This window comes from Paraburkholderia podalyriae (assembly GCF_014397785.1).
Lineage (GTDB): Bacteria > Pseudomonadota > Gammaproteobacteria > Burkholderiales > Burkholderiaceae > Paraburkholderia > Paraburkholderia podalyriae.
Genome location: NZ_VZQQ01000034.1, coordinates 23,758 through 36,215, shown reverse-complemented (window position 1 = coordinate 36,215; position 12,458 = coordinate 23,758). Strand labels below are relative to the sequence as shown.

The 12,458-nt window shown below is 63.2% G+C and carries 10 protein-coding genes and 1 pseudogene; 8 read left to right on the top strand and 3 right to left on the bottom strand.

Annotated features, from left to right (window positions below; all coding sequences use genetic code 11):
- Window positions 1-33: 33 nt before the first annotated feature.
- Window positions 34-303 carry a hypothetical protein gene (locus tag F6X42_RS43490; RefSeq protein WP_222945761.1) on the bottom strand — a complete coding sequence of 90 codons (270 nt, stop codon included), beginning with the start codon at window positions 301-303 and terminating at the stop codon, window positions 34-36.
- Between the two features lie 43 nt (window positions 304-346).
- Here F6X42_RS43490 and F6X42_RS43485 point away from each other — a divergent pair, with 43 nt between their 5' ends.
- Both F6X42_RS43485 and F6X42_RS28955 read left to right on the top strand, forming a co-directional pair.
- The gene (locus F6X42_RS43485) at window positions 347-694 is read left to right on the top strand and encodes a MurR/RpiR family transcriptional regulator (protein ID WP_222945760.1); all 348 of its coding nucleotides are present in this window, start codon (window positions 347-349) and stop codon (window positions 692-694) included.
- Between the two features lie 296 nt (window positions 695-990).
- Window positions 991-1,338 carry a DUF4148 domain-containing protein gene (locus tag F6X42_RS28955; RefSeq protein WP_187637470.1) on the top strand — a complete coding sequence of 116 codons (348 nt, stop codon included), beginning with the start codon at window positions 991-993 and terminating at the stop codon, window positions 1,336-1,338.
- A 112-nt stretch (window positions 1,339-1,450) separates the two neighbouring features.
- Here F6X42_RS28955 and F6X42_RS28950 read toward each other — a convergent pair.
- Both F6X42_RS28950 and F6X42_RS28945 read right to left on the bottom strand, forming a co-directional pair.
- A pseudogene (locus F6X42_RS28950) lies at window positions 1,451-1,762 on the bottom strand (substrate-binding domain-containing protein); the annotation flags it as partial.
- A 9-nt stretch (window positions 1,763-1,771) separates the two neighbouring features.
- The gene (locus F6X42_RS28945) at window positions 1,772-2,491 is read right to left on the bottom strand and encodes a TetR/AcrR family transcriptional regulator (RefSeq protein WP_187637469.1); all 720 of its coding nucleotides are present in this window, start codon (window positions 2,489-2,491) and stop codon (window positions 1,772-1,774) included.
- Between the two features lie 344 nt (window positions 2,492-2,835).
- Here F6X42_RS28945 and F6X42_RS28940 point away from each other — a divergent pair, with 344 nt between their 5' ends.
- The 6 genes from F6X42_RS28940 (at window position 2,836) to F6X42_RS28915 (ending at window position 12,393) form a co-directional block, all read left to right on the top strand.
- Window positions 2,836-4,101 carry a Zn-dependent hydrolase gene (locus F6X42_RS28940; RefSeq protein WP_187637468.1) on the top strand — a complete coding sequence of 422 codons (1,266 nt, stop codon included), beginning with the start codon at window positions 2,836-2,838 and terminating at the stop codon, window positions 4,099-4,101.
- Window positions 4,102-4,228: 127 nt separating this feature from the next.
- Window positions 4,229-5,614: an NAD(P)-dependent oxidoreductase gene (locus F6X42_RS28935; protein ID WP_187637467.1), complete on the top strand. Its 1,386-nt coding sequence runs from the start codon at window positions 4,229-4,231 to the stop codon at window positions 5,612-5,614.
- A 48-nt stretch (window positions 5,615-5,662) separates the two neighbouring features.
- Window positions 5,663-6,943 (top strand): NAD-dependent dihydropyrimidine dehydrogenase subunit PreA, encoded by a 1,281-nt coding sequence (gene preA, locus F6X42_RS28930; RefSeq protein WP_187637466.1) that lies wholly within the window; start codon window positions 5,663-5,665, stop codon window positions 6,941-6,943.
- A gap of 54 nt (window positions 6,944-6,997) precedes the next feature.
- Entirely contained in the window at window positions 6,998-8,500 is a 1,503-nt protein-coding gene (locus F6X42_RS28925) for an NCS1 family nucleobase:cation symporter-1 (protein WP_187637465.1), read from the top strand.
- Window positions 8,501-8,542: 42 nt separating this feature from the next.
- Window positions 8,543-10,000 (top strand): dihydropyrimidinase, encoded by a 1,458-nt coding sequence (gene hydA / locus F6X42_RS28920; protein WP_187637464.1) that lies wholly within the window; start codon window positions 8,543-8,545, stop codon window positions 9,998-10,000.
- A gap of 665 nt (window positions 10,001-10,665) precedes the next feature.
- Window positions 10,666-12,393: a methanol/ethanol family PQQ-dependent dehydrogenase gene (locus F6X42_RS28915; protein WP_187637463.1), complete on the top strand. Its 1,728-nt coding sequence runs from the start codon at window positions 10,666-10,668 to the stop codon at window positions 12,391-12,393.
- Window positions 12,394-12,458: the final 65 nt, after the last annotated feature.

The following is a 12,458-nucleotide window of genomic DNA, read 5'->3' as shown; positions in this document are numbered from 1 at the left end:
ACGGCCGGGAGCTAGAGTCGCGGAACCTGCATATCATCGCCAGCGAAACACGGAACGCGTGCATTTCGTGGAACCGATGCGCAGGAGGCCGTCGCGACCAAGATTTTCGACTACACCATCACGAGTCTCGACTGGGCGCGCAAGAAGCTCGATTTCGAAGCGATCAGGCGGGCCATCGATCTGCTTGCAGCCGCCTCGCGAATTGAGTTTTTCGGCTTTGGCGTATCGGGCATCGTCGCGCTCGACGCCCAGCAGAAGTTTCCGCTCTTCGGCGTGCCGTGCATCGCGCATCAGGATTCGCATCAGCAGTTCATCTCCGCTTCGATGCTCAAGCCCCGTTGACGCCGTGGTCGCCATTTCGAATACGGGCGCGACCCGGTCGCTGATCGAGGTGGTGCGCACCGCGAAGGAGCGGGCCGCGTGCGTGGTCCTCATCACGGGCACGCACGGGCCGCTCCGTTACTGCGACGTGGCGGTCGTGACCGAAACGCTCGAGAACACGGACGTCTATACGCCCATCACATCGCGGCTCGCGGCGCTCGTGATCGTCGACATTCTCTCGACGAGTGTCGCGCTAAGGAAGGGCGAGTCTCACGTGCGCGATGTGCAGGGACATGAAGCGCCACCTGGCCGATATGTGCACGTCAGGCGTGATCTAAGCGCGGGGTTCGCCTGCGCGTTCAGGCTGTCCTAAGCCGACCGTTGGCGCCGGCGAGCTTGCTGTCGCTGAGCGGGCGCCAACGGGTTCTCTGGTGTCAGTCAAATCCCTCGCGATCGAAGGTGTGTGGTCTCCCGATTCGAAGCCATTCTCAACCGTCAATCTGGCGCACTCGCTAGCAATACGCCACCTGCGGCCCCGTTCGACCGCCTTAACGAAACACTCGACCCCGCGGCGCTTGAATTCAATAGTCCAAGTACTTACCCCTGAAATACCAGGGTCGCTGCCGCAGGAAATGCGCAGCGCTTTCTCAACGTTAGAGGGATACGAAAATGAAACTGACGACCAAGACCATCATCGTCGCCGCAACCGTCATGATTCCGGCACTCGCGTCCGCCGAAACGAATGGGCCGCTCGCGCGCGCGCAGGTTCGCGCACAACTCGTCGAGCTCGAACAGGCTGGCTACAATCCCGGCGCTGATTGCCCGGCCAATTGTCCGGAGAGTCTCCAGCACGCGGAGGCCGTTGTCGCGCAACAACAGGCCAACGCAAACGCAGCTTACGGTCCGGCTTTCAGCGGCACCGTGCAAGCCGGCAAACGAGTCGGTCACAGTTGGATCGGCCCGCGAAGAAGCCGTACCGGCCGATCCCTGTGCCGGCACGGGGCAACCGTCCTTTAACCAACCAGTCAAGCACCAGGCAAAATTTCTCAATAGACCGGTGGCCACGCGATAGTAAGAATCCCGCTGCATTATAAGAAAAACCAGCGAGACAACTCAATCCACCACCGGTGGCGAGATCGTCGAAGCCTGTGACGGAAAGTTGCCCGGGAATGGCGATACCCAACTCTTCCGCTTCCCGCAGAACGCCAAGCGCAATATGATCGTTGCCGCAGATGATCGCTGTCGGACGCGGCCCCGGCTGTTGCCAGAGCGAGCGCAACGCGCGCCGGCCAAAATCGAGCGTGGATTCACCTTCGACGAGATGCTCCGGCCGCACCGCGAGGCCATGACGCTCGAGCGCGATGCGGATGCCCGCGAGCCGCGCCTGCACACGGTCGTTGTCGCGCGTCGGTTGGATGCAGACTGCGAACGGGGAAACTCCCTAAACGATTCATCGGACCGGCGATCGCGCTCCGCTCGCCCGCAGGATCATGCTCACCACTTCTTCCGTCGTAGCCTCGAAGCGCTTCGTCGAGAGCGCGCGTTTGCCCGAGAGTGCGCATATTTGAGCCTCGAAATCCGCGTAGTGCTGCGTGGTCGCCCAGATCATGAAGAGGAGCGTCCGAGGGTCGACGGGCGCGAGCAACCCTTTGGCTATCCATCGCTCGATCAGCTTCACGCGTGTGTCCATCCACGGCTTCACGCGTTCGAGCAGGATCTCTTGCATGTGCAGCGCCCCGCTGATTATTTCGTTGGCCCACACCTTCGAGCCAAGTGGGCGGCGCCGTGACAGGGCCATCTTGGCGCGCACGTAGCCGCCAATCGCCTCGACCGGATCGTCGCTTGCATCGAACAGGTTGGCGGCGGCGTTCCATTCCTCGAACACATCGTCGAGTACGCGCCAGTACAGCGCCAGCTTGGTCGGGAAATAGTAGTGCAGATTCGCCTTCGGTAAGCCCGCGCGCTCTGCGATCAGCGCCGTGCTCGCGCCTTCGAATCCGCGTTCGGCGAACACGGCTTCGGCACAGGCGAGTAGATGGGATTCATTCGACGCACGAATGGAGGCTTTGCGCCGATGTGGCTTGTGCGATGTGTCGGCGGCTCGTTGCGCCTGCGCGGTGCCGCGCGTCGCGAGGGGCGCGGCTCGCGTGGTGGGTTCGTCGTCGCGCATGTTCGGTCCATTCGGAAGAGAAAAGGAGCGCGGCGGCCGCGCGCATGCCGGAACCATTGTAGCCACGATGCAAGTGCGCCGCGAATTCACCGACATCCGGACAAACGCGCAGCACGGACGCCTTGTTTTTTTCACGCACTGCAGCATCAATGGCACGCTTCTCGCTGGTAACTCCGCATTGAATTCGCGAGGTTTCTCGTCTAAAACCTGTCCAATCGGACAGGATTCGAAGGGCTGGGTTTCAGGGGCCGCGCAGTGCCATCGAGACGTGCACCGTCGTGATTCTTCGCGCCCCACACGGTGGCATGCATGCACGTTTGACAAGCACGGACAGGAGAACACGCATGAACGCAGTAAGCGAAGCCGCGCTGACGACCGCGATCCACGTGAACGGTCAGCGATTGTGGGACAGCCTGATGGAGATGGCCAGGATTGGCGCCACGCCCAAAGGCGGCGTGTGCCGTCTTGCGCTGACCGACCTCGACAAGCAGGGCCGCGATCTCATCGTGCAATGGGCGAAAGAGGCGCGCTGCACGATCACGGTCGATCAGATGGGCAACGTGTTCATGCGCCGCGCGGGGCGCAACAACGACCTGCCGCCCGTGATGACCGGCTCGCACGCCGACTCGCAGCCAACGGGTGGGCGCTTCGACGGTATCTATGGGGTGCTAGGCGGCCTCGAAGTGATTCGCTCGCTCAATGATTACGGCATCGAAACCGAGCGCCCTGTTGAAACGGTGATCTGGACCAACGAAGAAGGCTCGCGCTTCGCGCCGGCGATGGTCGCCTCGGGCGTATTTGCGGGTGTGTTTGCGCTCGAGTACGGGCTGTCTCGCAAGGACGTCGACGGCAAGACCATCGGCGAGGAATTGCAGCGCATCGGCTACGCGGGCGCGTTGCCGTGCGGCGGCCGCAAGATTCACGCGGCGTTCGAACTGCACATCGAACAGGGGCCAATACTCGAGGCCGAAAACAGGACGATCGGCGTGGTCACCGACGCGCAAGGTCAGCGCTGGTACGAAGTCGTGCTCACGGGTCAGGAGGCGCACGCGGGGCCTACGCCCATGCCGCGCCGCCGCGATGCGCTGCTGGGCGCCTCGCGCGTCGTGCAGCTCGTCAACGAAATCGGCCTGCGTCATGCGCCGCTCGCGTGCGCGACGGTCGGCATGATGCAGGTGCATCCGAACTCGCGCAACGTGATTCCGGGCCGCGTGTTCTTCACCATCGATTTTCGCCATCCGCAGGACGAGGTGCTGGCGCAGATGAACGCCGAGCTGCGCGAAGGCATCGAGAAGATCGCGGAACAGGGCAAGCTCGAAGCCGACGTCGAGCAGATTTTCTACTACGCGCCCGTGCCGTTCGACGAGGCGTGCGTGAAGTCCGTGCGCGCGGCGGCCGAGCGCTTCGGCTATTCGAATCGCGACATCGTTTCGGGCGCAGGTCACGACGCGTGCTATCTCGCGACGGTCGCGCCGACCTCGATGGTGTTCGTACCGTGCATCGACGGCATCAGCCACAACGAAGTCGAGGACGCGACGATCGAATGGATCGAAGCCGGCGCGAACGTGTTGCTGCACGCCATGCTCGAACGCGCGAGCGAGCCCGGCTGACGCAATTTCGATCGAACGCAAGCGGTCTCAGCGCCGCGCCGTCTTTCCAACGATTCCCCACGTACCGGCCGCGCACGTCACGCACACGGCCGGCGGACCCGTGTTTTGCCTCGCAAGGAGCATCCGGATGTCCCAGACCACCTCGAATGCCGCCAACGGCATCGCGCCAGGCCGTCTCAGTGCCGAGCAACTCGGCTGCAATTTCGCCGACGTCGCGCCGCCGCTTTCCGCGAATGCGGCCGTGATCGCCGCCGACCGCTGTCATTACTGTTACGACGCGCCTTGCGTGAACGCGTGCCCCACGGGCATCGACATTCCCGGTTTCATCCGCAAGATCGGCAACGGCAATCTCAAGGGCGCGGCGCGCGATATCCTCAGCGCGAACCCGCTGGGCGGCATGTGCGCACGCGTGTGCCCGACCGAGATTCTCTGCGAAGGCGCCTGCGTGAGAAATCATCAGGATGGCGAGCCCGTTAAGATCGGCGCGCTGCAACGTCATGCCACCGACTTCCAGATGGCGCGCGAAGCCGCCGGTGCCCCCGCGCTGTTCACGCGGGCCAGCGAAACAGGCCGTCGTGTTGCCGTGGCCGGAGCGGGTCCCGCGGGTCTCGCTTGCGCGCACACGCTCGCGCTTGCCGGGCATCGCGTGTGCGTATTCGACGCGCGCGAACAGCCGGGCGGCCTGAACGAGTACGGCATAGCCGCGTACAAGACTGTCGACGGCTACGCGCAGCGCGAAGTGCAGTGGCTTCTTTCCGTTGGCGGGATAGAACTGCGCCAAGGCCAGCGACTGGGGCATGACGTGATGCTAGCGGAGCTACGCGCGGCGTATGACGCAGTGTTCATCGGCGTTGGCCTCGGCGGCACACGTTCGCTGTCCATCGAAGGCGAACTGCTCGACGGCGTGCTCGATGCGGTGGATTTCATCGCGCGCGTGCGCGAAGCCGACGATCTTTCCAACCTGCCCGTGGGCCGCAACGTGGTGGTGCTCGGAGGCGGCAATACGGCAATCGACGCAGCCGTGCAAAGCCGCAAGTTGGGCGCGCAGCAGGTGACGCTCGCCTACCGTCGCGGCGCGGCACAGATGAGCGCCACCTGGGCCGAAAAAGAATTCGCGCGCAGCCAGGGTGTGGTGTTTGCCGAGTGGATGAAGCCGCTGCGAATCGTCGGCGACACGCAGTTGCGGGCCGTGGAGTTCGAGCGCACCGAGCTCGATATGAGCGGCGCATTGCGCGGCACTAGGGAGATCGTGCGCGTGGAGGCCGATATGGTGCTGAAGGCAATTGGCCAAACGCTGTTGCCCGAAGGCCTCGACGGGTTGCTACTCACCGAGGAAGGCGGGCGTGTCGCGGTGGATGCGAACGGCGCCACGTCCCTTGCGGGCGTTTTCGCAGGCGGCGACTGTGCCGGCCACGGCGCCACCGATCTGACCGTCCAGGCCGTGCAGGACGGCAAGCTCGCCGCGCACGCTATCGACCGCTTTCTTGCGAATCAGTCTGCCAGGGCCGCCTGAGCTGCTCGATAGCCACACCGAATCCAGATAAAACCAGGGAGTCGCATCATGGCCGACTTGCGCTGCACGATTGCCGGCGTTCAATCGCCTAATCCGTTCTGGCTCGCTTCCGCGCCGCCCACCGACAAGGCCTACAACGTCAACCGTGCCTTCGAGGCGGGTTGGGGCGGCGTGGTCTGGAAAACGCTCGGGCTCGACCCGCACGTGGTGAACGTAAGCTCGCGCTATGGCGCCACCACCTGGCGCGGCCAGCGCATGGCGGGTCTGAACAACATCGAGCTCATCACCGACCGGCCGCTCGACGTGAACCTGAAGGAAATCGCACAGGTGAAGCGGGACTGGCCCGACCGGGCGCTCGTCGTCTCGCTGATGGTCCCTTGCAACGAGCATGACTGGAAGTGGATTCTGCCTCAGGTGGCAGACACTGGCGCGGACGCCGTGGAACTGAACTTCGGCTGTCCGCACGGCATGAGCGAGCGCGGCATGGGCGCAGCGGTGGGTCAGGTGCCCGAGTACATCGAAATGGTCACCCGCTGGGTGAAAGAAGGCACGCGGCTGCCTTGCCTCGTGAAGCTCACACCGAACGTCACCGACATTCGTCACGGCGCACGCGCGGCGATGAAGGGTGGTGCGGACGGCGTCTCGCTGATCAACACCATCAATTCGATCGTCGGTGTCGATCTCGACGTGATGGCGCCGCTGCCCACCGTGGACGGCAAGGGCACGCATGGCGGCTATTGCGGTCCTGCCGCGAAGCCCATTGCGCTGCACATGGTCGCGGAGATCGCGCGCGACCCGCAAACGCACGGCCTGCCCATCTCTGGCATCGGGGGCATTTCCGACTGGCGCGACGCCGCGGAATTCATCGTGCTGGGAGCGGGCAGCGTGCAGGTATGCACCGCGGCGATGCACTACGGTTTCCGGATCGTCAGCGACATGATCGACGGCCTTTCCAACTGGATGGACGACAAAGGGTACGCGAGCCTCGACGCGATTCGCGGCCGCGCCGTGCCGAACGTCACCGACTGGCAATACCTGAACCTCAACTACGACATCAAGGCGCGTATCGATCAGGACCGCTGCATCCAGTGCGGGCTCTGCCATGTCGCCTGTGAAGACACCTCGCATCAGGCGATCACCGCCACGCGCGACGGCAAGCGCCACTTCGAGGTGGTCGATGCGAACTGCGTCGGGTGCAATCTGTGCATGCATGTCTGCCCGGTCGATCAATGCATCACGATGGAGCGAGTCGATTCGGGCGAGCGCTACGAGAACTGGACCACGCACCCGAACAACCCGGCGCGAGTCGCCGACCCGAAAGCCGCCTGACACTTTGAAGCTCGGATCGATCCAGACCCACGACAAGCACGGAGAACCCACGACATGAGCCAGCCCTTTGCAGTCGACGCAAATGCGCGCCGCGCGGAAAGCGAGCTATACAACGATGATCTCGCGCCCACTGGCGCTGCGCAGCGCACATGGCGCTGGTACCACTTCGCGGCACTATGGGTAGGCATGGTGATGAACATCGCCTCCTATATGCTCGCCGCCGGCCTCACCGAACAGGGCATGGCGCCATGGCAAGCCGTGCTCACCGTGCTGCTCGGCAATCTGATCGTGCTCATGCCGATGCTGCTGATCGGTCATGCAGGTACGAAGTACGGCATTCCTTATGCGGTGCTCGTGCGAGCGTCGTTCGGCACCCAGGGCGCGAAGCTGCCAGCCATGCTGCGCGCCGTCGTGGCGTGCGGCTGGTACGGCATTCAATCATGGCTTGGCGGCAGCGCCATCTATACGCTCATCAACATCCTCACGCACAACGCGCTGGTGGGCGACGCACTGCCGTGGCTCGGCATTTCGATCGGACAGGCTAGCTGCTTCCTGGTCTTCTGGGTATTCCAGCTGTACTTCATCCTGCACGGCACCGATTCGATCCGCTGGCTCGAAAGCTGGTCCGCGCCCATCAAGGTCGTGATGTGCGCAGTGCTCGTGTGGTGGGCATGTTCGAAGGCAGGCGGCGTGGGCTCGATGCTGTCGCAACCGTCACAGTTCGCTGCCGGCGGCAAGAAGGCGGGCCTCTTCTGGGCGACGTTCTGGCCGAGCCTCACGGCCATGGTGGGTTTCTGGGCCACGCTCGCGCTCAACATTCCCGACTTCACGCGTTTCGCAAAAACGCAAAAGGACCAGTTCGTGGGCCAGGCCATCGGCCTGCCCATTCCGATGGCGTTGCTCTCGGTGGTGTCCGTGGTCGTGACCTCGGCAACGGTTGTGATTTACGGAAGGGCGATCTGGGACCCGATCGACCTCACGAGTCGCATGGAGGGCGTCGGTGTGGGCATCGCGCTCATCATCCTCACACTGGACACGATGTGCTGCAATCTCGCCGCGAATCTCGTCGGGCCAGCTTATGACTTCTCGAGCCTCTGGCCCAAGGGTATCTCGTACAAGACGGGCGGTCTCATCACCGCGGGTATCGCCATCGTGATGATGCCGTGGAAGATCCTTGCCACCACGCAGGGCTACATCTTCACGTGGCTCGTCGGTTATTCGGCGCTGCTTGGGCCTGTGGCCGGCATCCTGATGGTCGACTACTTTCTGGTTCGCGGCACACGCCTCGACACGGCCCAGCTGTTCGAGGAAAACGGCGAATACGCCTACTCGAACGGCTGGAATCCGGCTGCCGTGATCGCGCTGATCGCAGGTGTGCTGCCGAACCTGCCGGGCTTTCTCAATGTCGCGTTCCCGAATGCGTTTGCCACCGTGCCCGATGCGTTCAAAAGCATTTACACCTATGCCTGGTTCGTGGGGCTCGCCATTGCGGCGCTCGTCTATGGCGTGATGATGAAGCTCGGTAAGAGCCGGCGCCCGCATGTTGCGAGCGCGTGAGCGTTTCAAGCGTGAATGTTCAACTGAAGGAGACTTGGCATCATGGCGATCCTGATTCGAGGCGGCACCGTCGTCAATGCAGACAAGAGCTGGCGTGCGGACGTGCTCTGCGAAAACGGCGTGATCCAGAGCGTTGGCGAGAACCTCGACGCGCCTGCGGGCGCGACCGTGGTCGACGCCGGTGGCCAATATGTGATGCCTGGCGGCATCGATCCGCACACGCATATGGAACTGCCCTTCATGGGCACGACCGCCAGCGACGACTTTTACACGGGCACGGCGGCGGGGCTTGCGGGCGGCACGACATCGATCATCGACTTCGTCATCCCTAACCCGAAGCAACCGCTGATGGACGCCTTTCGCGAGTGGCGCGGCTGGGCCGAAAAAGCCGCTTCCGACTATGGCTTTCACGTGGCGGTGACGTGGTGGGATGAAAGCGTGTATCGGGACATGGGGCTCCTCGTGAACGAGCATGGCGTATCGAGCTTCAAGCACTTCATGGCCTACAAGAACGCCATCATGGCCGACGACGAGATTCTCGTGAACAGCTTTGCGCGCTCACTCGAACTGGGCGCGCTGCCTACCGTGCATGCTGAAAACGGCGAGCTCGTATTCCAGTTGCAACGCCAGTTGCTTGCGCGCGGTTTCACGGGGCCCGAGGCGCATCCGCTTTCACGGCCACCCGAAGTCGAAGGCGAGGCAGCGAATCGCGCCATCCGCATCGCGCAGGTGCTCGGAGTGCCGGTGTACATCGTGCATGTCTCGGCGAAAGACGCACTCGAGGCAATCACGCGCGCGCGCAGCGAAGGGCAGCGCGTATTCGGTGAAGTGCTGGCGGGGCATCTCGTGATCGATGAGTCGGTCTATCGCGACCCGGACTGGACCCGCGCCGCCGCCCACGTGATGAGTCCGCCGTTCCGTACCCAGGAGCATCGCGACGCGCTCTGGCGCGGGCTTCAAGGCGGCCTGCTGCACACCACCGCAACCGACCACTGCGTGTTCTGCGCTTCGCAGAAAGCCATGGGCCGCCATGATTTCACGAGAATTCCGAATGGTTGCGGCGGCGTGGAAGATCGCATGGCGGTGTTGTGGGATCAAGGTGTAAACACCGGCCGGCTCACGCCGAACGAATTTGTGCGCGTCACCTCCACCAATGCGGCGCAAATCTTCAACCTGTACCCGCGCAAGGGCACGGTGGCCGTGGGTGCCGACGCCGATCTCGTCGTCTGGGATCCCGAGGCCACGCGCACGATATCAGTCAAGACGCATCATCAGAACGTGGACTTCAACGTGTTCGAAGGGATGACGGTTCGCGGCGTGCCAACACACACCGTCTCACAAGGCGAACTCGTGTGGGCGGGCGGCGACCTGCGCGCGCGGCGCGGCGCCGGGCGTTATCTGAAGCGGCCCGCGAATCCCGGCTATCTGCAGGCGTCGCGCCTCGCGAAGAGCCTGAAGCAGACGCAGCCGGTGCATCGCGAAGGTGACGCACCACAATAAACACGGCAACGCGTGGAGGCACTGCAGCGGATATCGGGGGCTCGACGCGACAGGATTCGCGTTGCGCCCCGGTAGTTCGAGTGCAAACCGGTCGGCGTTTTTTATCTGTGTCGGAGCTCGCCATTGCGCGATCAGATACAAGAAAAGCGCGAGCGATCCATGCGCTATCCGGTCGCTGTTCCAGTCAGCGATTCGCAGACCTGCCAGAGGCGTCTTGCATCGGTTCCGTTTCTTGCCTGACTGGCGACGTTCGCTGGTCCCACGACTCGACCACGTGTTTCGAACAATCCGAGCGGACCATAGTAGCCATTGGACTACGGTTGCGCCGCGCCGGGCGTCAGCAACGCTGAGCCGGGTCCATGGCACGCAGCGCAGGCGCCGCAACGAGTCGATGAACTCGTGCGCGGTTTGCGGCCCGTGCGTGGCAAGTGTCTCTTTTAGCAACACATCCGCGTTCGACTGCGCCAGCGTGCAACAACGGTGCTCACGTGACGCAGACCGCTTATCCGCACCGCCGCTCCGGTCCTTCCGGGTCTGCTGCGGCTCGCGGCGATCCGGCGGCCAATGGCATGCGATTTGCCTTGAATGGTCAGCAGCCAGACTGCGTTCACCAGACGATGGCGCCGCCGCACGGCCTCGCGTCGATAACTCAACAGGAGACAAGGATGAAAGCACGTTCAAGTTCGGTGACGCGGCCAAAAGCGCTTGCGATGAGCGTTGCCGCGGCCGTCGGTTTGATACTCGGGTCGGCTGCTGTAGCCGACGATTATCCGCCCGTCACATACGAGCGCCTGACGGCGGCGCAAAGCGATCCTGGCTGGCTCACGTACTACCGCACCTATAACGGTCAGGCACATTCGCCGCTCAAGCAGATCGACGCGGCCAATGTCAGGAACCTCAAACAGGTATGGAGCTACAAGTTTCCAGCGGACCTGCAGCAGGGTTTCGAAGCCACGCCGATCGTCAATGGCCGCTACCTGTTCGTGACCACGCCGAAGGACAATGTGTATGCGTTCGATGCGGCGAGCGGCAAGCAACTGTGGAAGTTCGAACCCAAGCTTGACGCCGAATCGTTCAAGACGGCATGTTGCGACGTGATCAATCGCGGTGTGGCCTTGTATGGCAAGCACGTCTACGTCGCAATGCTGAGCGGCGACGTCGTCGCGCTCGATGCGCAAACAGGCGCGCTGGCGTGGCGCAAGCAGATGTTCGAGCCCGGACTGGGTTATGCGTTTTCACTTGCGCCGCTCGCGCTCGACGGCGCGTTGGTGGTGGGAAGTGCGGGCGGGGAATACGGCGCACGCGGCTTTATCGCGGCGTTGAACCCAGACAACGGCAACGTGCTTTGGAAGCGGTTCACCGTGCCGGCGGCCGGCGAGAAGGGCGGCGAGACATGGCCGAACGGCATGCAGGAGCATGGCGGTGCGCCAGCCTGGCTGACGGGCACCTATGACGCCGCATCGAAAACGCTCTACTGGGGTGTCGGCAACCCCGGACCGTGGCTCGCCGATCTGCGGCCGGGCGACAACCTCTACTCGGACTCGCTGCTCGCGCTCGATCCGAAAACCGGCAATCTCAAGTGGCACTATCAGTACACGAAACACGACACATGGGACTACGACGGCGTCAACACGCCGGTGCTTGCCACGATCAAGTATCAGGACAAGGAATACGACGCCATCATCCATGCCGACCGCAACGGCTTCTTTCACGCGATCGACCGCGGTACGGGCAAGCTGATCTATGCGAAGCCCTTCGTCACAGCAAGCTCGGTAACGGGCTATACGGCGGACGGCTCGCCGATCCAGGATGGGTCGAAATACCCGAAGGCAGGCACGACGATCGAAACCTGTCCAAGCTTCCTCGGCGGCAAGAACTGGTGGTCGGTTTCGTACGACCCGGACAAGCATCTCGCGATCGTCCCCGCGTTGCATGCGTGCATGTCGCTGTCCGGCAAGTCGGTGAACTATATGGAGGGGCTGCCTTACCTCGGTGAAGGATTCGAGATCAAGCCGGAACCCGGCAGCAAGGGCTATGGCGAACTGCAGGCAATCGACGTCGACACCGGCAAGAAAGTCTGGAGTCACTGGAGCAAGCTGCCGTGGAACGGCGGCGTCGCGACGACCGCGGGTGGCCTCGCCTTTAGCGGCTCCCTCGACGGCCACCTGTATGCGTTCGATGAGGCGACCGGCAAGGTGTTGTGGCAGAGCCCGAAACTCGCCAGCGGGATCGTGGCTCAACCGTCGGTGTTCGAAGTCGACGGCAAGGAGTATGTCGCCATTCTCGCCGGCTACGGCGGCGCGAACCCCATCTGGGGCGGCCCGATGGCGAAGGCTGCGGAGAAAGTTCCTCGCGGCGGCACGCTGTACGTGTTCGCACTCAACCACGGCTGATGTTCACGCGGTTGCCACGCCGGCCTGCTCAACGCGCATTCGCGTAAGAAGACGGATTGTGGCGG